We start from the raw sequence: 26,165 nt of genomic DNA, 5'->3' as shown, positions 1-26,165 counted from the left end.
AAATTCGATGGATTTGACTGATTCTATTAACAGCTATCAACCAATGATTGACGCTTTTATGATACCTGTTTTTGGGAATTTTAACAGATTAACATAATTCTTTCAAATACTCACATATATCTTCCAATACTACCTAATTATTCCATCTTGGATCTGAACCTATTCAAAGATTAATTACAAATCTGTCACTGCCATTCCTTCAGAATTTTACTATCTTATAGTCTGACTCATCCATGTATCTATGCAAATCAAAGAATCACCCGACGTTTATGATGTCATCATTGTAGGATCCGGTGCCGGTGGAGGAATGGCAACGAAAGTACTTTCTGAATCAGGTCTCAAAGTGGCTGTGGTAGAAGCCGGTCCGTATTACGACCCGGCAGCCCCGGAACAGCGAACCCAACTTAAATGGCCCTGGGAATCTCCGAGAAGGGGAGCTTCGAGTGTTCGGCCTTTCGGCGACTTTGACAGCGCCTATGGAGGCTGGGAAATTGAAGGCCAGCCGTATACCAATGCGCCCGGGACACGGTTCGACTGGTTCAGGTCCCAGATGCTGGGCGGACGAACGAATCACTGGGGAAGAATATCATTGCGGTTTGGCCCCAATGATTTCAAACATAAAAGCATCGACGGATTGGGTGAGGACTGGCCGATCGGATATGAGGATGTTAAGCCATATTACGACCGGGTAGACAAACTGATAGGCGTATTCGGTTCCAAAGAGAATATACCCAATGAACCGGATGGGTTTTTTCTACCGCCCCCAAAGCCTCGGCTGCATGAATTGTATTTCATTAAAGGCGCCAAAAAAGCAGGAGTTACGGTCATTCCAAACCGGCTGTCAATTTTAACCAAGCGGATCAATGAAGAACGTGGAGTGTGCTTTTATTGCAGTCAGTGCAACCGGGCCTGTTCCGTATATGCCGATTTTTCCTCTGGAACCTGTCTGATTTTCCCGGCACAAAAAGCAGGGGGTCAGATCGACCTCTATGTGAACAGCATGGTGCGGGAAGTACTTACCGATAATGAGGGAAAAGCAACCGGAGTGTCATACGTGAATAAAGAAGATAGACAGGAGTATGCGTTGAGGGGGAAAGTGGTTGTTCTTGCCGCATCAGCCTGTAGCTCTGCACGTATTCTGCTTAATTCAAAAAGCGCCCAGCATCCTGCAGGTTTAGGAAACAGCAGTGGTGTTGTGGGTAAGTATTTACATGACTCAACAGGTGCCAGCAGGGCAGCGTTTATACCCGACCTGATGAACCGTAAAACTTATAACGAAGATGGTGTAGGCGGTGCCCATATATACTTCCCGTGGTGGCTTGATAATAAAGAGCTCGATTTTCCTCGCGGGTACCACATGGAGGTCTGGGGTGGCATGGGAATGCCGTCCTATGGATTCGGATTTAATCCCAATGACCTTAACCAATATATCGGTGAGAAAGTCGGAGGGTATGGAAATCAGCTTCGGGATGACGTGAAGAAATTCTACGGCTCTGTAGTTGGGCTTTCGGGCCGGGGAGAATGTATCGCGCGGGAGGATAATTACTGTGAGATCGACCCCAATGTGGTCGATGAGTTCGGTATACCGGTTTTGCGTTTTAATTATACCTGGTCTGATCATGAACGCAACCAGGCCCGGCACATGCATGATACATTTGAAGAGGTATTTGACGGAATGGGAGGAGTTGTGCTGGGTTCGAAACCCGGGAAGGATCAGGACTACGGACTGGCTGCGCCGGGCAGGATCATTCATGAAGTTGGAACCACACGGATGGGAGACGACCGCAGGAAATCGGTAGTGAACCGGTATCAGCAGCTTCATGACGCGAAGAATGTATTTATCGTGGATGGCGGTCCGTTCGTGTCACAGGCTGATAAAAACCCTACCTGGACCATTCTGGCGTTATCATGGCGCACTTCAGATTACATTGTTGAACAGATTAAGCAACGGAATATTTAATATCATGGACAGAAGAGAAACCATAAAGTCATTACTTGCCGGTGGAATAGGAGGCGGACTGATCCTCACTTCATGTGAACCGGCAACCAATGTGAGCACGCCACCGTTGCTTCCTGAAGCGCCTGCATATGGGCGAACAGATAAGGAAAAAGCACACGATGCCAAATTAATGGATCAGACTTTTTTCAATGACAGTGAAATTGATACAATCGCAGTACTTTGTGATTTGATTCTTCCGGCATCCGATACGGCCGGCTCCGCCACTGAGGCGGGAGTGCCTGAATTCATTGAATTTATTGTGAAGGATATTACTTACCATCAAACACCCATGCGGGGTGGATTGATGTGGCTTGATAATTATTCAAACCGATTATTCAAAACTAATTTCAGTTCGTCTACAGCAGCCCAACAAAAGCAAATACTGGATCAAATTGCTTACCCCGATGATGCCGCTCCAGAGCTGGCACAGGGAGTAGCTTTCTTTTCCAGGATTCGGAATCTTGTGCTGACGGGATACTATACCACTCGAATGGGCCTGGATGACCTCGGCTATAAGGGCAATACCCCGAATGTCTGGGATGGTGTTCCACAGGAGGTATTGGATCAGCATGGGGTGGCCTATGATCCCGCCTGGCTGGCCAAGTGCGTGGATCAGGACAAACGCGCAGACATTGCCCAGTGGGATGATGAAGGTAATTTGATTAGTTAGAAAGTTCTAATCAAATTTCTGAGAAGTATTGGTTAATAGGATTCACTTAGTCAGTTTCTCTTTAAAGAATGCCACCGTACGTTCCCACGCAAGCCTGGCCGAATCAGCATCAAATCTTCCTGTGGTGTCGTTGTGAAAACCATGGTTCACATCGGGATAAATGTAGGTCGTGAACTCTTTCTTATTTTCTTCAAGGGCTTTTTTGTAATCAGGCCATCCGGCATTCACACGTTCATCCAATCCGGCATAATGGATGAGGAGCGGAGCCTGGATGTTCGGTATCTCATCGGCAGAGGGCTGTCCGCCATAAAAAGGAACGGCTGCACCCAGGTCAGGGATTCGAACCGCCATCATGTTGGAAATCCATCCGCCAAAACAGAAACCAACCACACCGATTTTACCTGTACATCCGGGGTGGTTTTTGAGATATTCAAAAGCTGCGATAAAATCCTCCAGCATCTCATCGCGGTCACGTTCACGCTGCATGGTACGGCCATCATCATCATTGCCCGGATAACCTCCGAGAGGGGACAGGGCATCGGGTGAAACGGAGATAAATCCGGCAAGCGCAGCTCTTCTTCCTACGTCGGCGATGTGCGGGTTTAATCCGCGGTTTTCGTGAACCACCACGATGCCGGGCAATTTCCCGGAGCTGCTGACAGGCCTTGATAATTGTGCTTTTATCTTTCCGCCACCCTTGGGAGAATCGTATTCAATAGTCTCAGTTTTCAGCCGTGGATCGTTGGCAGGCACCTGTATCCTGTCCTGGTAATTCGGCATAACAAAACTCAGCAATGATGGCAGTGTAATTCCGCCAACTGCATAGGCCGACAGCCTTTCCATAAATTGCCGGCGCTCAATACGATTATGTGCATAATCATCATACAAGTCAAAAACTTCCTGTTTTACATCTTCCTTTCGTAATTCTCCCATGGTACTTATTTCGTTTTAATTTTTTCTAAACTCTTTCCAGCATAATCGGATATGTTCTGCCCGAATACCATTGGGGAACATAGATATTCAGATCATTATCAATACAGACGTCGTGCGGGTTCATAAAGGTCACATCATCAGATATAGGCGGAACCAGCATGCCGTTTTCATACCCAGGCTCGCTTCCTCCGGGTAATGAAACTACTTTGTTATTTTTATCAAGGATGGCCAGCATACCGTCGTAGCTGAACCACTCTTTGCTAACGATTACTGCAAAGTAAAGCTCATCGCCCTTAATAACCGGCCTGCAGATCCAGCAACCCGGAAGGCTGATTGTTTCCAGGTGCTCACCCTCCAGGCTGAACCGTTTGAATTCATTTTTCGTCCGCGATGTAATGAGCAATTCATTTCTTCCGAAACGCGTGTCCAATGTTACACCATGGCAACACTGGAATTCCGTATCCCCATCTCCCTGACCGCCAAAATGCCGTATATATTCTCCTTGTGGAGAATATTGAACGATGTAGTTGAGGCCATAGCCATCTGCCACATAAAAGTCTCCATTCTGTGCAACGGCCACTTCTGTTGGCTTCCATTTAGCCGCTTCGGTATACGCCGGGATCATGGTTGGATAATCCAGTTTGAGCAAAACACGGCCGTCAAGGGTGGTTTTGTAAACTTTATTTATCCGTTCATCTGTAATGAAGAGGAATTGCTCACCCCCTTCATCAACGATGGTTAATCCATGCGCTCCAGGAGTTTCAAGTGTCCACGTATCTGTAACCTTACCGCTTCGGTCGTAAATAATAATGTTATTCTTCACATGGTTGGTAAGAAGAATCAATCTTCCTGAACGGTCCTGAACCATTTCGTGGCAATCACGAACCGGAATTTTAGCAGGGTCCTGATCACCCCATGATTTGTGTACACGGTAGGTATGAGCGCCATGTCCAACAACCGGAGCATTTTTGGAATGCCGGATCTTAGCAATTGAAAATGCCGGAGTTGATGATGCCAATGCCAGTGCAGCGGCACTTCCCTTGATGAATTTTCTTCTTGTCGGCATTTTGCTTGTATTATTTATGAAAGAATATCCTTTACCACTTTGCCATGCACATCGGTTAACCGGAATCTCCGTCCCTGGTATTTAAAGGTGAGCCTTTCATGGTCAACACCCAACAGATGCATGAGGGTTGCCTGAAAGTCGTGAATGTGCACTCCGTCGCTTGCAACATTATATCCGAACTCATCCGTAGTTCCATAGCTGATTCCTGGTTTCACTCCCGCACCTGCCATGAAAATAGTAAAGCACTTTGGATGGTGATCCCTTCCAAAACTTGTTGCATTTAGTGTGCCCTGTGAGTAGTTTGTCCGTCCGAATTCTCCTCCCCAGATCACAAGTGTGTCTTCGAGTAGCCCGCGCTGCTTCAGATCCTGAATCAATGCGGCAGTTGGCTGATCGGTTTCCTTGCATTGAATTCTTATATTTTCGGGCAAGGCATAATGCTGATCCCAGCCCTGATGGTAGAGCTGAACAAATTTTACATCCTTTTCAATTAACCGTCTTGCCAGCAGGCAATTGGCGGCGAATGTACCTGGTTTCCTGCTGTCCTCACCGTAAAGATTGTAGATATACTCAGGCTCTCCGGAAACATCCATGATCTCGGGGACTGAGGTTTGCATGCGGTAGGCCATTTCATACTGTGACATGCGCGCCAGAATTTCCGGGTCACCTTCCTTATCGAACTGGATTTGCTGTACATCCCCTAACGCGTCAAGTTGGCGCCGGCGTGCAGTTTCTGTAACCCCCGGAGGATTACTCAGATAAAGTACAGGATTTTTACCCGCACGGAACTGTACCCCCTGGTATTCAGAAGGAAGAAAGCCATTACCCCATAACCGTGAATATAGTGGCTGTCCGAATTTGTTTTTTGTCACCAACACCACGAAGGCAGGCAGATTTTCATTATCACTTCCCAGGCCATAGTTCACCCAGGAGCCAATCGATGGTCGTCCGGGGAACTGGGATCCCGTCTGAATAAAGGTTATAGCAGGATCGTGATTAATTGCTTCGGTATACATCGATTTGATGAAGGTGAGATCATCTGCGATCTGTGCTGTATAAGGCATCAGACTGCTGATCCATGCGCCACTTTCACCATGCTGCTTAAAATCAAAAATGGAGCCTACCAGTGGGAAGGATGACTGACCCGCTGTCATATTCGTGAGACGCTGTCCCTTTCGAATACTTTCAGGGAGTTGTTCGCCATTCATCTTAATAAGCTGGGGCTTGTAATCAAACAAGTCTAACTGCGAAGGTGCACCACTCTGGAATAGGTAAATGACCCGTTTCACACGTGCAGGAAAATGGGGTGGGGCATTATCCTGCCATAGTGAGTTGCCAAATGCGCCGGTACCATTGAGCAGCGAACCCAGCGATAACGCTCCAAGACCCAATGAGGTGCGGGTAAGAAAGTCTCTTCGTGTGTAATTGCTGTGTTGATTATGACACATAGTACTTCATCGTTTCATATAGGATTCATCCATGTTGTAAAGCGTGCTTGAGACCAGTGTGAGTGCTGCTAATTCAGCATTTTGCCATTCGTCGGGAATCTCAAAGTCGCCCACTGCCAACAGTTCTTTTACACTTTGCTGATCTTCACGGAAAGCATTCAGTTCACTTTCATACAGCCGCGTAAGTACCGCTAATTCATCACGGTTCGGTTTTCGACACAAGACGAGACGGAATCCGTTTTCAATTTGCGATTCAACATCTTCAGAATTGGGCATGGTTCTTATCCTGTAGGCTAATGCCTTACTGGCCTCAACATATTGTTGATCATTGAGCAACACCAATGCCTGCAGCGGTGTATTCGTGCGTTCTCTCGATACAGTGCAAACCTCCCTGTTTGTTGCATCGAAAATGATCATGTTGGGTGGCGGAGATGTCCGGCGGATAAACGTATACATGCTTCGGCGGTACTGCTGATCATCATGATCCTGTCTATAGTAAAGGAGGAAGTGTGAAAAATTTCCCAGTTCAATCCATAGACTGTCGGGTTGATATGGTTTAGCACTGGGACCGCCAATTTTCCGATTTAATAATCCACTGGAAGCCAGAGCATTATCACGTATCATTTCAGCCTGAAGTCGATAACTGGGTCCCCTGGCCAGGAATATATTTTCGGGGTCTGCTTCAAATTTATCCCTGGAATCCTGGCTTGATTGCTGATAGGTCGCACTCATTACCATCTTTTTCAGTAATGCCTTCACATCCCAGCCGTTTTCAATAAAATCTACAGCAAGCCAGTCAAGCAACGTTGGATGGGAGGGGAGTGCACCCTGACTGCCGAAATCATTCACGGTTGAAACAATACCCCTTCCGAAGATCATCTGCCAGTAACGATTTACGGCAACACGGGCGGTAAGCGGATTATTTCTGTCGAACAGCCATTTGCTGAGTCCGAGTCTGTTTCTCGTGTAGCTTTCATCAAATGGGAGGACTTTATCGATCGTAGCAGGCTGGACCTTTTCTGTAGGTTTGTCATATTCGCCCCTTGTCAGAATAAAAGTTGGCCTCTTATCCTCCATTTCCTCCATGACCATAAGTTCAGGTATGGTATCCAGGGTGTAGATTTTTTTCTTTCGTAGTTCCTGAAGCTTCCGTTCCTCTTGTGAAATTCTCCTGGTTACACCTGCCACGGAACCATTCCTTGTCGATTCATAAATGGATTTAAACTCCATCGGGTCGACTGCAAAATCGTAGACTGCGAGTTCATCAATAGAGCCTTTCAGAATACCATTGTCACCAGTAAAGCTTCTGTAACTCTTACCGAGAACGACGCCCCGCTTGTCGCGGGTCCTTGAAACGTTGGTTGGAAGGATGTTTTTATAAAGACGATCGTACAGAATATTAGTTTTTACCTGGTCACCGTTAATTCCCATTTTAACTCCGGAAGCTTTTAATGACCCGTCATAGGATACCAAAACCTGAGTCCATTGGCCCAGTTTAATCGTATCTGCGGATCTGACGTGAATCATGTTGTGAGGGAGGGTATTGATGAGCCTGAAACTCAGGTGATTTGTGGAGTCGAGGTAAACATCCCAGCCGCGCCATAGATTATTCTTTTCACCGGCATTCCCAATAATCACTTTGGTCTTCCCTGTTTCCTTGTCTGCGCGTACCCATGCGCTTACCGTAAAAGGTTCAAATGCCTCGAACTGTCCAAAATTATTGATATAGAGGCGGGCGTCCTGGTTATTGAATAAAACAGCTTTTCCATTTACACCGTCGATGAGTTCCACGGGACCTTGCGCATAGACATTGGGATTGCGGTCCATGAATTTTGTAGAATCTGTAGGAGTGATCTTATCAAGTTGCTGCCGAAGAACGGGTTCCTGTCTTTTGGTAGTTTTTGAAACAGAGGATTGTCCCGTTTCCAGGCTAGATATCTCCTCATTCAGGTAGGCAATGATGCTGTCGGTTTGAGAACTGGGCAATGGCAGCATAGGGCCAAAATCGCCATCGTCACCAGTCATGCCCAGCTCGCGCATATTGTTGAAAAAGGCACTTACCTGGTAATATTCCTTCTGTGTGATCGGATCGAATTTGTGGTCGTGGCATCGTGCGCATTCCAGTGTTAGCCCGAGGAATGCTGTACCCAGGGTATTGGTTCGGTTGGCCACATACTCCAGCCTGAATTCTTCATCCACCACACCCCCTTCAGCAGTCATGGGATGATTTCGGTTAAATGCAGTGGCCACGATCTGCTCCCGTTTTGCATCAGGGATGAGATCTCCGGCTAGCTGTTCGGTTACGAAGGTATCATAAGGCATATTCTGATCGAATGCTTCGATCACCCAGTCCCTCCAGGGCCACATGGTGCGGGCCCCGTCTGCATGAAACCCGTGTGAATCTGCATACCTCGCCACATCCAGCCATTCCAAAGTCATCCTTTCCGCGTAGGCTTTTGACGCCAGCAGCCTGTCCACCACCTTTTCATAGGCATTTTCATCTGAATCAGCCAGAAAAGCATCCTGCTCTTCAATGGTTGGCGGCAGCCCTGTCAAGTCGAGGGTTACCCTTCTGAGCAGCCGTTCCTTATCAGCCTGAAGTGCCGGCTCGAGATTCCGCAACTTCAGTTTTTCCTGAATGAACAGATCGATTTCGTTGTTGGCATTCCATCCGGAAATCCGAGCCGGTGGATTGGCTTTTTCCGGTGAAATATAGGCCCAATGCTCCTTCCATTGAGCTCCGCTTTCCACCCATTTAATCAGAATTGCTTTTTCACGGTCAGATAAGAACCTGTTCGACTCCCGAGGGGGCATCATTAACTCCGGATCGGTGTGCAGGATGCGCCCGATGGCTGCGCTCCTGGACAATTTTCCCGGTACAAAGGCTTTCTCCCCATTTTCGAGGGCTTCGAAAAGTCCGTCACGCGTGTCGAGCCGTAACTTTCCCTTGCGCTTATTTTTATCCGGACCATGGCAGTGATAACAACGGTCGGATAGTATGGGCTTTACATCAAGGTTGAAGTCAATTTCTTCGGGAAGAGAAGAAAACGAAGTTTCCACTCCCTCAGGAATATTCGGGCCACAGCTTGTCAGTATTATAAAAAAACTGGCCGGAAGCCAAAGAATTGATCGAAAACCAGGTAACCTCATATGGAAGCAAAAATCATCTCATAATATAATGATTGATCCCCAAATTTCTAAGGGTGGTATCTAATTGGTTGAAGTATATAATGTAAAAGTCCCGTCTATTTCCAGACGGGACCTTTATATTAATTACTGACTGCTCGCCTGCATTATTGCGGCACGATCAAGGTATTGAATTACCCTATCAACTTTTCCTGAACCATTAAAATGATACAAGGTATGAATATTTTGCGTCATACTTTTGCCCGTGGCTTTGTAGGAGGCTGTTGTTAAGAACCAGCCCATTACCCAGTCTCCGGGAGCAACGTTATAATTGTTGGAAGCGTCTACTGTTACGGACAGCCATACGCTATTGGAGAAATTAATATCCTCGATGGCGTTTTCACGACGATCCTTCCAGTATTCCAGAACTGCTGTTTTGCCAACAAGGCTGTCTCCATAGGCAAACTGATATACTACATTATCGGTAAAGTCAGATACAAATCGCTCCATATCACCACTGGACATGGCTGCCAGTCCATCTTTACAGATAGCTACATATTTTTCATCTGCATTTACAGTTACGGGTCCTGCAGGTTCTTCAACAGGTGGGGGTGGTGGGGGTGCCTGCTCTTGCTGACCGCAAGCAAAAAACATTGATGCTGCAAACAGCACTAGGGTTAATTTTCTCATAGTTTTGATTGGTTGATTGTCAATCAAAATACAAAAAATAAACCGAAATAATAGAATTATCTTCTGATCATCAGACAGATAATTCTATTTAATGTGTCTACATCGCAGAATAAACGGTCTTACCACCCTTGATGGTTTGGAGCACTTTTATTTCCTTGAGTTTCATCGGATCAACTTTCAGCGGATTTTGGTCAAGTATCACCATATCAGCTAGTTTTCCTGCTTTTAAGCTTCCCTTCTCATTCTCCTCAAAGAACTGATATGCGCCTCCAATGGTAAATGACTGAAGTGCTTCGTAAGGTGTAAGTCGTTCAGCGGGCCCCATAATTTTACCGCTGCGGCTCACACGGTTTACGGTGGTCCACATGATCATCATAAGGTTCGGGAGTGCCACCGGGGCGTCGGTGTGACTGGTAACGCGTACACCTTTGTTCAATGCAGATTTGATCGGACTGATTTGTTGTGCCTTATCCGGGCCGATGATCTCGTCATACCAGTCGCCCCAGTAGAATGTATGCATGGGGAAAAGTGAGGCGATAAGATCATATTTTTTAAGGCTGTCTATTTGATCCGGCCGGATCAGTTGTCCGTGAACTAATGTATTTCTTCGGTTCTGGTTCCCATATTTGGCTACAGCAGGACCCAATGCCCGGCATAACTGATCAAATGCAGCGTCGCCGTTGCAATGTGTTTTGAGCTGCCAGTTATTTGCAAATGCGAGATCAACGATCTCCATCACTTTCTCGTCTTCAGGTATGGCAGGGTATCCGCTATATCCATCCTTCTGCCCGTCAGGAGGGATCAGGTAGGGGATGGTTCTCCAGGCTGTCCTTCCCTGGGGTGATCCGTCCAGTGTCAGTTTAAGTCCGGCAATGCGATAATGATTTTTATATTCCTTGCTATACCATTCCGTTTCCATGTACCGGGGGAACATGTAATCGATATACGACAAAATATCAATGTTTAGCTTTCCCCGGCTGGCATAATCAGCAATTTGCTCATGATTGCTCATGGCACGACCTTCCACAGCAGTTGTGTAACCATATCGTACCGCCATTTCCTGACCTTTGTCCATGTAATAATCGATCATTTCGGGTTCGGTCGGACTGATTTTATCGATCATGGCAGGAATGGCAGCGAGTTCTTCAAGCACGCCGTTGGGTTCGTTGGACCCTTCCATACGACGAATCACGCCACCTTCGGGGTTCATTGTTTCAGAAGTGATGTTGAGCAGTTCAAGACCTTTGGAATTCACAACTGAGAAGTGTCCTGAGATATGGATGACCATAATTGGTATTTCTGTTGAGACCTGATCCAAATCCTCTTTTGTTGGAAAGCGTTTTTCAGCCAGCACTGCATCGTCGAATCCCATCCCGACGATCCAACCCTTGGTCTTGTCGGTTCCGTTAGCGGCATGCCATTCTTTCAATGTGGTAATAAGGGCGGGAATACTGTCACAGTTTCCGTCGGGACTTGCCAGGAGATTTGCCATTACCGCCTGAGCACCGAAACCGTAGAAATGGGCGTGGCCATCAATAAAACCGGGAACAAGTGTCTTGCCCTTCAGGTCAATCTCTGCATAATTCGTTCCGGCCTTTTCACGTGCTTCTTCCTCAGTACCTACGAATAAAATTTTCCCACTTTGTTCAACCAGGGCTTCTGCATATTCGGGTGAGTCGCCTTCCATAGTGATGATATCACCGTTAAAGTACAAGGAAGACTGACCAGGCTTCGTGTTTTCGATGTTGTCATTATTTTCCGACGTACAGGAGGCGAATAGCGCAAACGTCAAAACGAGGATATACAAGTAGGTGAAATTTTTCATTCTATGAGCGTAAACCGATGAGTGATAAAATTAATAAAAATGTATACAGCTGCCTAACTCCGATTGTATGAACAGGAGTTGATTCATCAGTGCATAAGCCACTGAGCGTCACTGATGAGGCAGACCCCACCGGAAGTTTTAAGCAGCTTCCGAAGCGGTTCGGTTATTTTATTCAGCTCTTCTTCAGAACATGCCACAAGGAAATATGTGTTTTGAAAAGCATTATGCAGTCCTTCGCCATCCTGTTCACCTTTGTCTCCGCGTCCCAGGACATTTTTAATCAGGGTGTATCCGTTGATTTGATTTTGATCCAGGATTCTGATGACCTTGGAAGATTCCAGGGATCCGGTGATAATCTCTACACGTTTCAGTGCTTTCATGTATGTAAATTTAAATATTCCAGAATGTGATAATAAACGGGAATCCCCAGTATGATATTAAATGGGAATGTGATTGCAAGCGACATCGGTACATATAATCCGGGATTAGCTTCAGGAACTGTAATCCGGATTGCTGCCGGAACGGCGATATAGGAGGCACTTGCAAGCAGCACAACCAGCAGAAGGGAATCACCTATATTGATATGGAAAAGCTGACAAAGAGCAATTCCAATAGCCGCGTTAATAACCGGGATGATAAGGCTGAAAAGAATAAGAAAAGATCCGGCCTTACGCAGTGATCGGATTCGTTTACCCGCGAGAAGGCCCATATCCAGGAGAAAGAAGGCCAGCATACCTTTGAAAATATCGCCGGTAAAGGGTTCCAGCGCCTGTTCGGTTCGTTCTCCTCCCAATAGTCCGATAATAAGACTTCCCAGGATCAGTACGACAGAGCCGTTTGTAAGCGCTTCTTTGATAATGCTTCCATAGGACGTTTCTTCATCGTTTTTATCCTTTCGGTAAATATTAATGAGCAAAACGCCCACAATAATCGCAGGGGATTCCATCAGAGCCATGGCTGCAACCATATGTCCGCCATATTCAATATTAAGATCCTTCAAGAAAGAAGTTGCAGTAATAAATGTTACGGCGCTGATCGATCCATAGGTCGCGGCGATGGCGCCGGCGTCATAAATACTTACCCGTTTCTTCAGAATGTAGAATGAATAGAGCGGTACCAGGAGCGACATGAAGACCGCAATCCCCAGGGTGGTCATCACATGGCTCGTTATGCCGCTGTGGGACAACTCTACTCCGCCCTTCACACCAATTGACAGCAGCAGATAGAGGGAAAGAAACTTCGGGATGGGTTGGGGGATTTCAAGGTCTGAACGTATAAATACTGCCAGTAATCCAAGGAAGAAAAAAAGAACTGCAGGGTTCAGCAGATTTTGTATGAGGATATCTGATGACATGAATAATCAGTTTTTTTTATAACATTGCGAAAATATGATTGTTAATCTATCTATAATAAAAGTATTACTATTATTTAATATATATGAACTTCTATAAAAATTGGTTAATCGCATTGGACATGTCTGATACAGATCAGTACATTTTTTCCAACCTGGTTAAACTTGAAAAGGAACTTAAGCCTGAAAGGTTAACATTTTTACATGTAGTTCATCCAGCCGACCTGCCCCGGGAAGTACTGTCTGATATTCCGGACCTCAATGAACCCGAATTACGATTCTATGAAAACAGGATTCAGCAATATATAAATGAATCGGGTATAACCACACCTTATGATATAGAAGTTCGTGAAGGGCATGCACTAACTGTTATTTTACAACTTACCCAGGATCTGGAAAATGACCTGGTCGTTGTTGGTAAAAAAGGAAATGAGGGGTTGGTGGAAAGGAAAATAGCACGAAAGTCGGGCATCAGTATTCTGTTCGTTCCTGAGAAGGAGATGGAATTTCAACATGTACTGGTGCCGGTCGATTTTTCTGAGCACAGTTTGCAGGCCATGCATGTTGCAGAAAGTCTTCATAAACATACCAGTTGCCTGACGGTTTACCGTGATTCATCCAAATACATCAATCAGGTCGCAGAAACTGTCGATGAGGTGGAAGAAATTCTCGTCAAGAGAAACCTGCTTGATCAGAAGCTGGCTACTTACACAGAGCACAAACTAAAGGAATTCGTGGAGCCTTTCCGTGCGATCAATCCTGACTGCTTCATCGAAGGCATCAATAAATCGACGGATATCGGTCAGTCCATCCTGAAATGGGCATCAAATCACCCTGCCGATATGATTATAATCGGGGCACGTGGAAAAACAGCAGCAGCTGCTGCATTACTTGGCAGTGTTTCCGAACGGGTTTATTCAGGCTTAACAGACAGGTACCTGCTGGTAGTAAAGAAGCCAGGTGAAAATGTCGGCCTGATAAAGGCACTTCTCGGAAAATAATTCACTTCAGTATAACCTTATTTCATTTTTTGCGTTAGAGGAATATCATATATGATAGTATTACTATTTTATAATTGAGTAATTATATTATTTTTGGAAGATGGCTACGCTGCAATTATTAATGAATGAGAACTTATTCGTGCGGGACCCGCAGGAAACAGAACTCGGAAGGAAGATCATTGAGGAGAGTATCCGAATGATCGATGAATTGGGTTTCGAAAAGTTTACATTCAAAAAACTGGCTTTAAAGATCGATTCTACCGAAGCATCGGTATACAGGTATTTTGAAAATAAGCATCGTTTACTTGTTTATCTGATCGCCTGGTACTGGAATTGGCTTGAATACCGCATTGATTTCGGTACGCAGAATATTTCTGATCCACGCAAGAAACTGCAGATAGCACTGGCGCTCGTAACAGAGAAAAAAGACAGGGATCCCCTTTTTCCGGAGGTCGACGAGGAGGCGCTGTATCGGATTGTCATTTGGGAATCTGATAAGACCTATCTGACCAAACAGGTGGATGACGACAACCGGGAAGGATTATTCAGGGGCTTCAAGTCATTATGCGCGAAAATTGCTTCCTATATCACAGAAATCAATCCAGCGTATAAATACCCACATTCGCTGATCAGCACCGTGCTTCAAATGGCGCATCAGCAACTTTTCTATGCTGAGCATTTGCCATCATTAACGGATATTAAAAAGAAGAAGGGTAACTTACAGGCTCAGAATGAAGCATTTCTTGGGGAAATGATTTTCAATACCATAACACCTAAAAAATAAAGACCATGCGGATGAACAGCAGCCAGATTATTCAGGTAATCAGGGAGGCTTCAACATATTTGGGGCAGGACTTCGATGGTTTTACCTTAAGGGAAATGGAAGCCTCACCCCGTTACTACGACCGGGAAGACGCTCCTGAGTTCCGGAGAGATCTGATTGAGGCCGCTACCAAACAGCGGATCATTTTTCTTGAAAATCAATTAGCCCCTGAAGAGATCAGGTCGTTTCTGGATGACGTGGAGATTCCGATATTTGCCTTTGAGGAAACAGAGGATGATCTTATTCCTATTATTATTTTTAAGGAAAAGCGTAAGCTCAAAGTGTCAAGAATTCGCATCAGTGATTCGGAAACACTGAGCTGTGATGCTGATTACTTTCCCAACCTGATGCTGGAAGACGGCAAGGTAAGCTTCATGGGTATTTTTGGTTATAAAAGTTTGGTAAGTGATGATCCTGAAAATGGGGAGAACCTTAAAAAACTGAATCCTCTTCAGCGGTTAATGCGTCTGCTTTCGGAGGAAAAGAAAGATATATTTTACATATACATCTACGCAGTACTGATCGGTCTGATCAGCTTAACCTTACCCCTGGGTATTCAGGCAACAGTATCACTGATTTCGGGCGGGGTTGTTTTCAGCTCTGTCTATGTTTTAATCGCATTAGTGATCATCGGGGTATTTGCTGCAGGGGGTCTGCAGGTGATGCAGATCACCCTGGTGGAATTTTTACAGCGCAGGGTATTCACAAAAGCGGCCTTTGAATTTGCCTTCAGGATACCCAGAATTAAGAACGAAGCGCTCTTAAATTATTATGCACCGGAGTTAATGAACCGGTTTTTCGATGTTCTTACCTTACAAAAGGGACTTCCTAAGCTGTTGATCGACCTGTCGGCAGGTGTGATACAAATTTTATTCGGTTTGATCCTCCTGTCGCTCTATCATCCGTTCTTTGTATTTTTCAGTCTGCTGCTGGTGGGTATGCTCGTGCTTATTTTCTACTTTACGGGCCCGAAGGGTTTGAGCTCTTCCATCAAGGAATCGAAGTATAAATATAAAGTTGTGTATTGGCTGGAAGAATTGGCGAGAACAATCAATTCCTTCAAAATATCTGGAAATACACCGCTGCCAATCCGGAAGACTGATTATAACGTAAACAATTATTTGAAGAACAGGAAGGTGCATTTCGGTGTGCTGGTTAATCAATATATTTTTATTCTCCTTTTTAAGGGACTTGTAACGGGTGGCCTGTTGATTATCGGTACTATCCTGGTTGTACAGCGTGAAATTACATTGGGCCAGTTTGTAGCATCAGAAGTGATCATCATTCTAACACTGAATTCTGTTGAGAAGATCATCATGTACATGGATGTGGTTTATGATATGCTTACGGCAGTGGACAAAATTTCGCAGGTAACAGACTTGCCGCTGGAAAAAAGCGGAGGTATTGATATTCCCAAGCACCTGCTGGAGCGGGGTATGGAAGTTAGGGTTAAAAAGCTATCATATAAATTTCCTGGTAGTACGGATTATGTACTCAAGGATGTGGAAACGCATATCCGGAGTGGTGAACGCATTTGTATATCGGGTGGTGCGGGATCTGGAAGAACGGTATTTACAAAAGTGCTTACCGGCCTTCACCAGGGTTATGAAGGAATCATCACCATGGATGGTTATTCTCTGCGCGACCTGGATCTTACGAATTTACGGGATAAAATAGGCAAGAATGTTTCCCAGGAGGATATCTTCGAAGGGACTATCTTTGAGAACGTTTTGCTTTCCAAGCCGAATTCCAAGGCTGAAGATGCGCTCTGGGCACTGGACAAGGTGAATGTTGGAGACACCATCAATGCGATGCCGGAAGGGTTGGATACGCCTATGCTTAGCGGTGGCAAGGGGTTGTCACGCGGTGTTGTAAACAAAATTATTCTGGCCCGATGCCTGGCTAAAAGGCCAAGTCTACTGGTCCTGAATGACTTCTTTAAGGATTTCATCCAGTCGGAACGGCTCTCACTTATTCAGATGCTAACAGCAAAGGAACATAACTGGACACTTATTGTGGTATCAAATGATCCGTTTATTATGGCGGCTTGTGACCGGGTACTTCTTTTTGAAGAAGGAAGGATCACAGGTAACGGAAAGTTCGACGAATTGGTTAAATCAGGTGCACTCAATAAAATAGTGAGGTAGGTTATGAAGGAGTTAAAGAAAGTAATTAGCGACCATCAGCTCTACACACTAAAGACGCTGAAAACACCCAGTGCTGGCCGCAGGCTGGCAAAAATCCTTATGGGACTGGGAGCGGTGTTTTTCGTCATGCTGTTTGTTCCCTGGCAGCAGAACATACGCGGTACTGGCAAGATGACTGCCTTCACGCCCGGCAACCGACCGCAGTCGGTCGAGTCTGCCATTGCGGGCAGAATTTCCAGCTGGCGGGTTCGGGAAGGACAGTTCGTGAATAAAGGAGATACCATTCTTACACTTTCGGAAATTAAATCCGACTACTTTGATCCACAATTGCTTACACGACTTTCTGAACAGGTGGAGGCGAAGGAAAGCAGCATCGACTCTAAACAAAGCAAGGCTGATGCACTTCGCGTTCAGATCACAGCCCTGCGACAGTCACTCGATGTGAAGTATGAACAGGCTGTGAACAAACTTCGCCAGACCGAATTGAAACTTGTTAGTGACAGCGTGGATTATGAGGCGGAAAAAATCAGATTCAACAACTTCCGGAATCAGTATGAACGGAATAAAACGTTATACGAGGCTGGAAACATTGCGCTGACTAAATTCCAGGACATTGAATCGAAATATCAGGAGTCCCGTATGAAGGTAGTTTCCTCGGAGAACAAATTTCTTCAGACAAAGGCTGAATTGATCAATGCCCGTGTAAATCTTTCAGGTGTTCGAGCTGAGTACCAGGACAAGATCTCAAAGGCAGAATCTGATCTGAATGCAACGTTGTCTGAACTTTATGATGCGGAGGTATCCCGGGCCAAGCTGAGGAATGAGTATGCCAACATGGAGATTCGTAATGAGCAGTACCAGATTATTTCACCCCAGAATGGTTATATCGTAAAGGCGATGCGTGCCGGAATCGGTGAAACCATCAAGGAAGGGGAAGCGGTTGTTACTATCGCACCAACCAATCCGGATATGGCAGTGGAAATGTATGTCCGCGCCATGGATGTTCCCTTGATCTCCAAGGGCAGGAAAGTACGGATTGAATTTGACGGCTGGCCTGCGCTGCAGTTTTCGGGATGGCCAAGCGTCTCTGTGGGAACTTTTGGCGGAGTCGTTCAGGTGATCGATTACGTTAATTCAAGCGGTGGAATGTTCCGTATTTTGGTAACCCCGGATCCGGAAGATGAACCGTGGCCTGAGCTGCTCCGAATCGGATCAGGAACGAAGGGATGGGTAATGCTCGACGATGTTCCGGTGTGGTATGAAATATGGCGACAGCTTAACGGTTTCCCGCCAAGTCTATACGAGGATCCGAATAACCAGGGTTTGCTGGGAAAAGAGGATGAGAAAACATCTGATAAGAATGAAGAAACTTCTGAAGAGAAGAAGAAATGAGAGCAATCTGGATCATAATATTTGCTTGCTTCTTTTATGGGGTTAAGGCTCAGTCTGTTTCGATGGACAGTTCGTCGATCCTTAAATTCGATGATTTTTATGCCGTCGTACTCGCATACCATCCCATAGTCCAGCAGGCAAACCTGCTTACCGACCAGGCGATTCAGGAAGTCAGGCTTGCGCGGGGAGCATTTGATCCGAAATTGCAGGGTAGCTGGAATCAAAAAAGATTCAGCGACACGGAATATTATAATTTGCTGGATGTCTCTCTGAAAATTCCAGTCTGGTTCCCGGTGAATCCCGAGGTGGGATTCATGCAAAATCGCGGGGCATATCTGAATCCTGAGAATTTCATTTCTGATGCCACCAATAATCAGCAGTTGTATGCGGGTGTATCGGTGCCCATTGGTCAGGGCCTTTTCATCGATCAGCGCAGAGCTACGGTCAGGCAAGCGTTGATTTTTCAGGATATGGCTGAGGCAGAGCAAATCAAGGAGATCAACAAGGTGCTTTTAACGGCTGCCAAGGATTACTGGGAATGGTATTATGCCTATAACAATTATATACTGATGCAGCAGAATATTGCCATCACTCAGGATATCTTTAATCGAACCAAAATGGGATTTGAATATGGGGAGGTTGCGGCAATAGATACGATACAAGCAAAAATCACCCTGCTGAACCGTATTACAGATTTTCAGCAGGCTAATATCGACCGGATCAAAGCTGCCTTATCCTTGTCGAATCACCTGTGGAGCCCGGAAGGCCTTCCTTTGGAGCTTAAGGATTACATCCGTCCGGAGGCGTTGCCCGTAACAGAATTAGGCGACTCGGTACTCCTGGATCTTGTGACTCTGGCCCGTGCAAACCACCCGGAATTACAAAAGTTGCGGTTGAAGAATGAAGCGTTGATCGTTGAAAGAAGTTTGGCCCGCGAAAATCTGAAGCCCAGAATTGATCTTAAATATCAGTTCCTGGATCAGCCCTTTACCCCGGAGGGTGAAAATAATGGCTGGACTTTCGATAATAATTACAGGGTAGGAATTGATTTTGCTTTTCCTATTTTCCTTCGAAAAGAGCGCGCAAAAATCGGGCAGACCAATCTGAAGATCAGGGATAACAATCTTGAACAGGATTTCGTGGAACGTGAGATCGTTAACGAAATTAATGCGCAGTATACAGCAGTAGTAAATACCGGGGCGATCCTGACGCAGCTTGATCAAATGGTGACTAGTTATCAGCAAATCCTGGCAGCGGAACGGATAAACCTGGAAAATGGTGAAAGTGATCTATTCAAGATCAATATTCAGCTCGAAAAGCTTATCGAAGCACAGACGAAACTCCTGAAGTTGCGCGCAGATTATCAGAAATCTGTGGCGACTCTCTACTGGTCGGCCGGTATACAAAACCTGGGATACTAATTTAAGAAGAGCCGGCGTTCGTTTAATTTTTTGAATCCGATTCAGGATTTCTAATATTGCACAAAATTTGACTATGGCTCTGATTCAACGTCTTTGGAATGAACGTCCGCTGCTGCTGATCATTCTGCTTGCCCTTACCGTACGATTGATTGGTGTATTTTTTTCCGGAGGTTATGGATATCACGATGATCATTTTTTAGTAATTGAACCTGCTCAAAGCTGGCTGGAAGGACGTGATAAAGGCAATATGATTACGGATTCTCCGGAAGAAAATACCAGTGGACGAAGTCTTTTGTATCCTGCCGCAAATTATGTGATTCTCGGAACTGCCGAATTTCTGGGGATGTCTGACCCTTCGCTCAAAATGGTTTTTAACCGCCTGATTCATGCCTTGTATTCCTTATTGATCATTTACTTTGGATACAAGCTGACATGGGAGTTGGGCGATCGGAATAAAGCACGCGTTGTGGGTCTTTTGCTTGCACTTTTTTGGATGTTTCCCCAGATGTCGGTGCGCAATCTGGTTGAAGTCATTCCAATTCCTCTTCTTCTGCTGGTTTCCTATTGGGTGGTTCGCTTTTTGAAAGGTGATCTCCCGCTGCGATATATATTATTATCAGGACTGTTGCTGGGTATTTGCTTTTCGCTGCGTTATCAAACAATTCTTTTTGCCGGGGGGATTGGTCTGGGCTTAATGTGGAGTCGAAAATGGAAGGAATCGATCTATCTGGGAGCTGTATTTGTTGGAGCAATAGTGCTCATTCATGGTGTGGGGGACTACTATTTATGCGGATCGCCGTTCTGCAAGCTGCAGTATTACTTCCTTTTCAATGTAGAACATGCAAATGATTATACTACGGAACCATGGCATTTTTATCTTGGAATATTATTGGGAGTATTCATTCCGCCACTAAGTATTTTGCTGATGTTTGGATTTGCCCGATCCTATAAAGTAAGCACAACAGTATGGCTGGCAGCACTTTTATTCTTTGTTTTCCATTCCGTTTTTCCAAATAAGCAGGAGCGATTCATTTTTACGATCATGCCCCATATTATTATCCTTGGGTATCTCGGGTGGTCAAATTTTGTTGAGCGAAGGAACATGGGCAAAGTCTTATCTTCTTTTGTCAGATTCAGCTGGGTCTTTTTTTGGATTTTAAATATCCCGCTGGTTATTCTTTATTCCGCCTATGATAACAAAAGAGCCCGTGTGGAAGGCATGCGGTTCCTTGGTGAGCAGGAGGATCTGAAAGGTTTTGTTTTAATGGATCCTACCCATAAAAGAATTAAGGATGCGCCGTTGTACTATGGAGGATTTTATGAGGCCTATCCGCACATAGGGTCGACTGTTACACCCGACAGCGTGATGCAAATCATGGAAAGAATGCCAGACAGCCAATATCCAAATTACCTGGTTCTCTGTGTGGGGCGCGACGAAGACCTGTCGGACAATGAGACGTTTGCGCGAAGTTTTTTCCCGGATATTGAGTATGTCACTACCAGGGAGATGGGTTGGATCGATGCGCTTCGAAATCGGATAAACAAGGGTATCGCACTGGATGACTGGGCTATTTATAAAATTAAAGGTGAGCGCATAGCACCCTATGACCCTGATTCGGAGCCGCTACCAAATATTTATAAATAAGCTACATTGTTATAATCGGTAAGGGATTATTTCCAATTAATGACTATTTTCATTTGTCACTAATCAGAACCCTATGCGAACCCTATTTACTCTACTATTTCTTATTTCGATTTTACCTGTTAACGGGCAGGGTACCCAGCTTCTTCGGGAGCCAACCCTTTCTGCCAACAGCATTGTATTTGTTTATGCCGATGATCTTTGGAAAGTTTCCCGAGCAGGTGGAGACGCCGTTCGTTTAACGAGTCACGAAGGATCAGAATCGTTGCCGCACTTTTCTCCCGATGAAAAGTGGATTGCTTTCAGTGCAGAGTATGATGGCAACACAGATGTCTATGTGATTCCATCGGAGGGAGGAACCCCGCTGCGCCTTACCTGGCACCCGGGCGGTGATTTTGTGCAGGGATGGACTCCGGATGGCGAGGTAATGTTCCGTTCCGGCAGAGTAGGGCACCCTACACAGACCAGTACTTTTTTTAAGGTTAACCGGAAGGGTGGAATGCCGGAACCCGTGGGGCTTCCAAGGGCAGCCTTTGGTGAAATGTCGCCGGATGGTAAACATATTGCCTATGTACCCATTACCTTCTGGGATCCTGAATGGCGTAATTACCGGGGCGGACAGGCCATGCCGATCTGGATCGTCGATATGGAAACAATGGACCTTATCCGAACGCCTCAGCCAACGCAAGAGCGTCATCTTGACCCTGTCTGGTATAATGGCTCAGTATATTATCTTTCCGAAAGGGACTATGCCAGTAATATCTGGTCATTCAATCCGGCTACCAAAGCTGAAGCCCAAATCACTTTTCATAAACAATTTGATGTTAAGAGTCTTGATGCCGGTCCGAACGGAATTGTCTATGAACAAGGAGGATACCTTCATCTTTTGGATCCGGCAAATGGAAATACCCAGCAGCTGGTGATTAATGTTCGGGGGGACATGAATTTTTCCCGCCCCCGATGGGAATCCGTTTCAGCGGGCGATTTAAACAATCCGGCAATATCTCCAACCGGAAAGCGCGCAATCTTTGAGGTACGCGGAGAAATATTCACTTTTCCTAAGGAGGAAGGGACCTGGCGAAACCTCACCAATTCACCGGGCGTGGCGGATCGTGCGCCAGTATGGTCACCGAAAGGAGATAAAGTAGCATGGTTCTCGGATAAGTCTGGAGAGTATGCACTCATGGTGGCAGATCAGGATGGAGGCAATGTGAGGGAAATTAAAATGCCTGATCCAACTTTTTATTTCCAGCCCGACTGGTCACCGGACGGAAAATATATTGCCTTTACGGATACAGACTATAATATTTGGATTGTTGACCTGCAAAGCGGGACAATGAAAATCGCTGATACAGATCGCTATGCCCATCCAAACAGGGCCATGAATCCGGTGTGGTCACCCGACAGCAAATGGATCGCCTATTCCCGACAGCTGGAAAGTCATTTCAAGGCTATTTTTGTTTACAATGTCTCAACGGGTGCCCGCCATCAGCTCACCGATGGAATGGCTGATGCAATTACGCCTGTTTGGGATGAGAGCGGGGCCTATCTGTATACACTGGCCAGTACGAACTATGGTCTTCAGTCGGGCTGGCTGGATATGAGCAGCTATGACCCGTCCGTAACACGCAGTTTATACTGCATCGTTTTAGCAAAGGATGGCAAAGCTCCGGCACTTCCGAGAAGTGACGAGGAAACGGTTTCAGAAGAACCCCAAAAGAAACCGGAAGAAAAGTCAAAGAAAAAGACAGATGAACCTGCTCCGGAAGAGAAGGGCGTAAATGTAGTGATCGATGTTGACGGTATTCAGCAACGTATAGTCCCGCTGGAGCTTCCCGACCGAAACTATGCCGGACTTGTTGCAGGCCCGGAGCATGTTGTATTTGTAGCAGAAAGTGTTCCCAATACTCCCGGGTTGACCATTCATCGGTATGATGTGAAAAAACAAAAAGCCGAAGACTACCAGTCGGGCGTACAGAGCGGCGTCGTGTCTGCCGATCGGAAACAAATGCTGATCCGAAAGGGCAACGCATGGAGTATTATCCCGACAACAGGAAAGGCAGATAACGGAACCTTAAAAATGGATGCGCGCATCAGGGTTGATCCGCAGCAGGAATATCATCAGATATTTCGTGAAGGCTGGCGGTATATGCGTGATTTCCTGTATGTGAATAACGTTCATGGGGCACCCTGGGATAAGATTTACGCGTGGTATTCACCATGGATCGATCACGTTCGTCATCGCAGTGACCTGAATTATGTTGTGGATATCATGAGCGGTGAGGTGTCCATCGGGCATTCCTATGTACGCGGTGGGGATATGCCTGATACAGAGTTCGTTCCTGTGGGTTTACTGGGGTGTGACTTTGCAGTGGTGGACGGATATTACCGGATTGCAAAGATTTATGATGGAGAGACATGGAACCCTAATTTAACTGCGCCTTTGGGTGTTCCGGGCATTGGGGTGAAAGAGGGTGATTATCTGCTGGCAGTAAATGGAATTGAACTGCGGGCCCCGATGAACCCGTACAGTCTGTTTGAGCAAACCGCAGGTCGGGCGGTGACCATAACGACAAATTCCAACCCCGCTATGAACGGAGCCAGGGAATCACTGGTGGTTCCTGTTGCCAATGAATCAATGCTTCGTGGTATGGATTGGGTGGAAGGTAACCGTCGCAAGGTTGATGAGCTTTCCGGTGGAAAGCTTGCATATGTGTATGTGCCAAACACCAGTGGTCCCGGATTCACCTATTTCAACCGGTATTATTTTGCGCAGCAGGATAAAAAAGGTGCTGTGATTGATGAGCGCAACAATGGAGGGGGATCCGCGGCAGACTATATGATCGATGTGATGAACCGTAAGCTTTTTGGCTTCTTCAACAGCAAGGCAAATGATAACCGGCCATGGACCACCCCAATGGCGGGTATTTGGGGACCAAAGGTAATGATCATCAATGAGCGCGCCGGTTCCGGGGGGGACCTTTTGCCCTACATGTTTAAAGAGGCTGAAATCGGCCCTTTGGTGGGTACACGCACCTGGGGCGGACTTGTAGGCACATGGGATACTCCACTCTTCATAGATGGCGGCCGCATGGTTGCACCCCGCGGCGGTTTCTACGACGCAGATGGAAAATGGGCTGTGGAAGGTGTTGGGGTAAGTCCGGATATTGAAGTTATTCAGGATCCGAAGCGCATTCTGGAAGGCCACGATCCCCAGTTGGAAAAAGCGGTTGAAGAGGCTCTTCGTCTATTGGAAAATAATGAATTCCAGCTGAAGCCGGAACCTCCGGCTCCGGTAAAATGGCGCCGTCCCGAAGGTATGAAGGAATAAATGAAAGCGGTTGTAATTTCTGAGCCGGGAGGCCCGGATGTTCTCGAACTTCGGGATGCACCTCTGCCAGATCCCGGCCCGGGGGAGGTTAGGATCAGGGTATACGCGGCCGGAGTAAACCGACCGGATGTTATTCAGCGGCAAGGGCGTTATCCGGCTCCCCCAGGTGTTCCGGCAGACATTCCCGGCCTTGAAGTGGCTGGAGTGGTTGATATGGTGGGTAAGGATGCCCCTCGCTGGAAAGTGGGTGACCGTGTCTGCGCATTGCTGGCAGGAGGGGGTTATGCAGAATATGTCACAGTTCCATCGGGTCAGTGCTTGCCCGTTCCAGCCAACTGGGATTTCATACAGGCGGCATCGGTTCCTGAAACGTTTTTCACGGTGTGGGCCAATATATTTCAGCGAGGCCATTTTCAAAAAGGCGAAACTGTGCTCGTCCATGGAGGTTCATCAGGCATTGGTGTGGCAGCCATTCAGATGATCAGCACTATGGGAGGGAAAATAATCATTACCGCAGGTACGGATGAAAAATGTGCTTTTTGCAAGCGGCTTGGAGCAGACAGATCAATTAACTACAGGACCGAGGATTTTGAATCGGTCATTCGTGAGGAATTCGGAGGCGTTGATATAATTCTTGATATGATCGGAGGGGATTATACACCGAAAAACCTGAACTGTTTGCGTGAAGAGGGACGGCTTATCATTATCAATGCGATGAACGGTCGTCAGGCAGAGGTGGATCTGATGCGGGTGATGGTAAAACGGCTTACGATAACGGGTTCGACGCTGAGGGTTCGTTCGCCGGAGTTCAAGCAACGGATTGCTGAAGAGCTGGAATCGAATATCTGGCCGCTGATGGCCGACGGATCCATTAAACCGGTGGTTTTTCGCACATTTTCGTTCGGTAATGCTCTGTCTGCACATAAACTCATGGAGACATCGGAACATATGGGTAAGATCGTTTTAGAAATGAATTAATTCTAAGATTTTGATTTGAATTGTTCTTTCCCGAATTTGAGTTAAACCAAAAACCAACCTAAAATGGAAAATCGTAATACCTCTGTAATGTCCATTCAGGACTGGATCATCACCATCCTGATCACTTCAATCCCGGTTGTAAATATTATTATGCTCTTTGTGTGGGCCTTTGGCAGTGATACGAACGAAAACAAAAAGAACTGGGCAAAAGCGACCCTGATCTGGTTAGCCATCATATTTGTGCTCTACTTGATCATTTTTGTATTTCTGGGTCTTGCCTTATTTACGGGCAGCAGATAACAATTAGTCATAGTTGAAAATC

Annotated in this window: 19 protein-coding genes; 11 read left to right on the top strand and 8 right to left on the bottom strand. The window is 46.1% G+C overall.

Going from position 1 to position 26,165, the window contains the following annotated elements; translation table 11 throughout:
* Positions 1–241: 241 nt before the first annotated feature.
* Both LDX50_RS13675 and LDX50_RS13670 read left to right on the top strand, forming a co-directional pair.
* Complete coding sequence (locus tag LDX50_RS13675; RefSeq protein WP_225697862.1) at positions 242–1,960, top strand: GMC family oxidoreductase; 1,719 nt, start codon at positions 242–244, stop codon at positions 1,958–1,960.
* Between the two features lie 4 nt (positions 1,961–1,964).
* Positions 1,965–2,669 carry a gluconate 2-dehydrogenase subunit 3 family protein gene (locus LDX50_RS13670; protein WP_225697861.1) on the top strand — a complete coding sequence of 235 codons (705 nt, stop codon included), beginning with the start codon at positions 1,965–1,967 and terminating at the stop codon, positions 2,667–2,669.
* A gap of 42 nt (positions 2,670–2,711) precedes the next feature.
* Here LDX50_RS13670 and LDX50_RS13665 read toward each other — a convergent pair whose 3' ends face one another.
* The 8 genes from LDX50_RS13665 to LDX50_RS13630 form a co-directional block, all read right to left on the bottom strand.
* Positions 2,712–3,602 carry a dienelactone hydrolase family protein gene (locus tag LDX50_RS13665; protein WP_225697860.1) on the bottom strand — a complete coding sequence of 297 codons (891 nt, stop codon included), beginning with the start codon at positions 3,600–3,602 and terminating at the stop codon, positions 2,712–2,714.
* Positions 3,603–3,627: 25 nt separating this feature from the next.
* Positions 3,628–4,668, bottom strand: a complete 1,041-nt coding sequence (locus tag LDX50_RS13660) for an NHL repeat-containing protein (protein WP_225697859.1) — start codon at positions 4,666–4,668, stop codon at positions 3,628–3,630.
* 14 nt (positions 4,669–4,682) lie between these two features.
* Complete coding sequence (locus tag LDX50_RS13655; RefSeq protein WP_225697858.1) at positions 4,683–6,116, bottom strand: DUF1501 domain-containing protein; 1,434 nt, start codon at positions 6,114–6,116, stop codon at positions 4,683–4,685.
* A gap of 6 nt (positions 6,117–6,122) precedes the next feature.
* Entirely contained in the window at positions 6,123–9,176 is a 3,054-nt protein-coding gene (locus tag LDX50_RS13650) for a DUF1553 domain-containing protein (protein ID WP_225697857.1), read from the bottom strand.
* A gap of 213 nt (positions 9,177–9,389) precedes the next feature.
* Positions 9,390–9,932 (bottom strand): nuclear transport factor 2 family protein, encoded by a 543-nt coding sequence (locus LDX50_RS13645; protein WP_225697856.1) that lies wholly within the window; start codon positions 9,930–9,932, stop codon positions 9,390–9,392.
* Between the two features lie 97 nt (positions 9,933–10,029).
* A complete protein-coding gene (locus LDX50_RS13640; RefSeq protein WP_225697855.1) occupies positions 10,030–11,757 on the bottom strand; it encodes an amidohydrolase in 1,728 nt (575 codons plus the stop codon).
* Between the two features lie 86 nt (positions 11,758–11,843).
* On the bottom strand, positions 11,844–12,137 hold the full coding sequence (locus LDX50_RS13635; protein ID WP_225697854.1) for a P-II family nitrogen regulator: 294 nt from the start codon (positions 12,135–12,137) through the stop codon (positions 11,844–11,846).
* Positions 12,134–13,111 carry a sodium-dependent bicarbonate transport family permease gene (locus LDX50_RS13630; RefSeq protein ID WP_225697853.1) on the bottom strand — a complete coding sequence of 326 codons (978 nt, stop codon included), beginning with the start codon at positions 13,109–13,111 and terminating at the stop codon, positions 12,134–12,136. The genes LDX50_RS13635 and LDX50_RS13630 overlap by 4 nt, the downstream gene beginning before the upstream one ends.
* Before the next feature lie 83 nt (positions 13,112–13,194).
* On the opposite strand from LDX50_RS13630, the gene LDX50_RS13625 reads away from it, so the two are divergent.
* From LDX50_RS13625 to LDX50_RS13585, 9 genes are all read left to right on the top strand, one after another.
* A complete protein-coding gene (locus LDX50_RS13625) occupies positions 13,195–14,109 on the top strand; it encodes a universal stress protein (RefSeq protein WP_225697852.1) in 915 nt (304 codons plus the stop codon).
* Positions 14,110–14,209: 100 nt separating this feature from the next.
* A complete protein-coding gene (locus tag LDX50_RS13620; protein WP_225697851.1) occupies positions 14,210–14,893 on the top strand; it encodes a TetR/AcrR family transcriptional regulator in 684 nt (227 codons plus the stop codon).
* A gap of 5 nt (positions 14,894–14,898) precedes the next feature.
* The gene (locus LDX50_RS13615) at positions 14,899–17,079 is read left to right on the top strand and encodes a peptidase domain-containing ABC transporter (RefSeq protein ID WP_225697850.1); all 2,181 of its coding nucleotides are present in this window, start codon (positions 14,899–14,901) and stop codon (positions 17,077–17,079) included.
* 3 nt (positions 17,080–17,082) lie between these two features.
* Positions 17,083–18,471 (top strand): HlyD family secretion protein, encoded by a 1,389-nt coding sequence (locus tag LDX50_RS13610; RefSeq protein ID WP_225697849.1) that lies wholly within the window; start codon positions 17,083–17,085, stop codon positions 18,469–18,471.
* The gene (locus LDX50_RS13605) at positions 18,468–19,892 is read left to right on the top strand and encodes a TolC family protein (protein WP_225697848.1); all 1,425 of its coding nucleotides are present in this window, start codon (positions 18,468–18,470) and stop codon (positions 19,890–19,892) included. The genes LDX50_RS13610 and LDX50_RS13605 overlap by 4 nt, the downstream gene beginning before the upstream one ends.
* 73 nt (positions 19,893–19,965) lie before the next feature.
* Positions 19,966–21,537 carry a glycosyltransferase family 39 protein gene (locus LDX50_RS13600; RefSeq protein WP_225697847.1) on the top strand — a complete coding sequence of 524 codons (1,572 nt, stop codon included), beginning with the start codon at positions 19,966–19,968 and terminating at the stop codon, positions 21,535–21,537.
* Positions 21,538–21,610: 73 nt separating this feature from the next.
* Positions 21,611–24,865: a S41 family peptidase gene (locus LDX50_RS13595; protein ID WP_225697846.1), complete on the top strand. Its 3,255-nt coding sequence runs from the start codon at positions 21,611–21,613 to the stop codon at positions 24,863–24,865.
* Positions 24,866–25,843, top strand: coding sequence for an NAD(P)H-quinone oxidoreductase (locus LDX50_RS13590; protein ID WP_225697845.1), 978 nt, complete (start codon positions 24,866–24,868; stop codon positions 25,841–25,843).
* Positions 25,844–25,906: 63 nt separating this feature from the next.
* Positions 25,907–26,143 (top strand): hypothetical protein, encoded by a 237-nt coding sequence (locus tag LDX50_RS13585; protein WP_225697844.1) that lies wholly within the window; start codon positions 25,907–25,909, stop codon positions 26,141–26,143.
* Positions 26,144–26,165: the final 22 nt, after the last annotated feature.

This window comes from Fulvivirga sedimenti, from assembly GCF_020328055.1.
The sequence above is the reverse complement of the archived record's forward strand: the minus strand, read 5'-3'. Positions and strand labels throughout refer to the sequence as shown.

What these genes read in the sequence shown, in the direction of transcription:
- LDX50_RS13675 (WP_225697862.1), top strand. Translation starts at nt 242, where the DNA reads ATGCAAATCAAAGAATCACCCGACGTTTATGATGTCATCATTGTAGGA.
- LDX50_RS13670 (WP_225697861.1), top strand. Translation starts at nt 1,965, where the DNA reads ATGGACAGAAGAGAAACCATAAAGTCATTACTTGCCGGTGGAATAGGA.
- LDX50_RS13665 (WP_225697860.1), bottom strand. Translation starts at nt 3,602, where the DNA reads ATGGGAGAATTACGAAAGGAAGATGTAAAACAGGAAGTTTTTGACTTG.
- LDX50_RS13660 (WP_225697859.1), bottom strand. Translation starts at nt 4,668, where the DNA reads ATGCCGACAAGAAGAAAATTCATCAAGGGAAGTGCCGCTGCACTGGCA.
- LDX50_RS13655 (WP_225697858.1), bottom strand. Translation starts at nt 6,116, where the DNA reads ATGTGTCATAATCAACACAGCAATTACACACGAAGAGACTTTCTTACC.
- LDX50_RS13645 (WP_225697856.1), bottom strand. Translation starts at nt 9,932, where the DNA reads ATGAGAAAATTAACCCTAGTGCTGTTTGCAGCATCAATGTTTTTTGCT.
- LDX50_RS13640 (WP_225697855.1), bottom strand. Translation starts at nt 11,757, where the DNA reads ATGAAAAATTTCACCTACTTGTATATCCTCGTTTTGACGTTTGCGCTA.
- LDX50_RS13635 (WP_225697854.1), bottom strand. Translation starts at nt 12,137, where the DNA reads ATGAAAGCACTGAAACGTGTAGAGATTATCACCGGATCCCTGGAATCT.
- LDX50_RS13630 (WP_225697853.1), bottom strand. Translation starts at nt 13,111, where the DNA reads ATGTCATCAGATATCCTCATACAAAATCTGCTGAACCCTGCAGTTCTT.
- LDX50_RS13625 (WP_225697852.1), top strand. Translation starts at nt 13,195, where the DNA reads ATGAACTTCTATAAAAATTGGTTAATCGCATTGGACATGTCTGATACA.
- LDX50_RS13620 (WP_225697851.1), top strand. Translation starts at nt 14,210, where the DNA reads ATGGCTACGCTGCAATTATTAATGAATGAGAACTTATTCGTGCGGGAC.
- LDX50_RS13615 (WP_225697850.1), top strand. Translation starts at nt 14,899, where the DNA reads ATGCGGATGAACAGCAGCCAGATTATTCAGGTAATCAGGGAGGCTTCA.
- LDX50_RS13610 (WP_225697849.1), top strand. Translation starts at nt 17,083, where the DNA reads ATGAAGGAGTTAAAGAAAGTAATTAGCGACCATCAGCTCTACACACTA.
- LDX50_RS13605 (WP_225697848.1), top strand. Translation starts at nt 18,468, where the DNA reads ATGAGAGCAATCTGGATCATAATATTTGCTTGCTTCTTTTATGGGGTT.
- LDX50_RS13600 (WP_225697847.1), top strand. Translation starts at nt 19,966, where the DNA reads ATGGCTCTGATTCAACGTCTTTGGAATGAACGTCCGCTGCTGCTGATC.
- LDX50_RS13595 (WP_225697846.1), top strand. Translation starts at nt 21,611, where the DNA reads ATGCGAACCCTATTTACTCTACTATTTCTTATTTCGATTTTACCTGTT.
- LDX50_RS13590 (WP_225697845.1), top strand. Translation starts at nt 24,866, where the DNA reads ATGAAAGCGGTTGTAATTTCTGAGCCGGGAGGCCCGGATGTTCTCGAA.
- LDX50_RS13585 (WP_225697844.1), top strand. Translation starts at nt 25,907, where the DNA reads ATGGAAAATCGTAATACCTCTGTAATGTCCATTCAGGACTGGATCATC.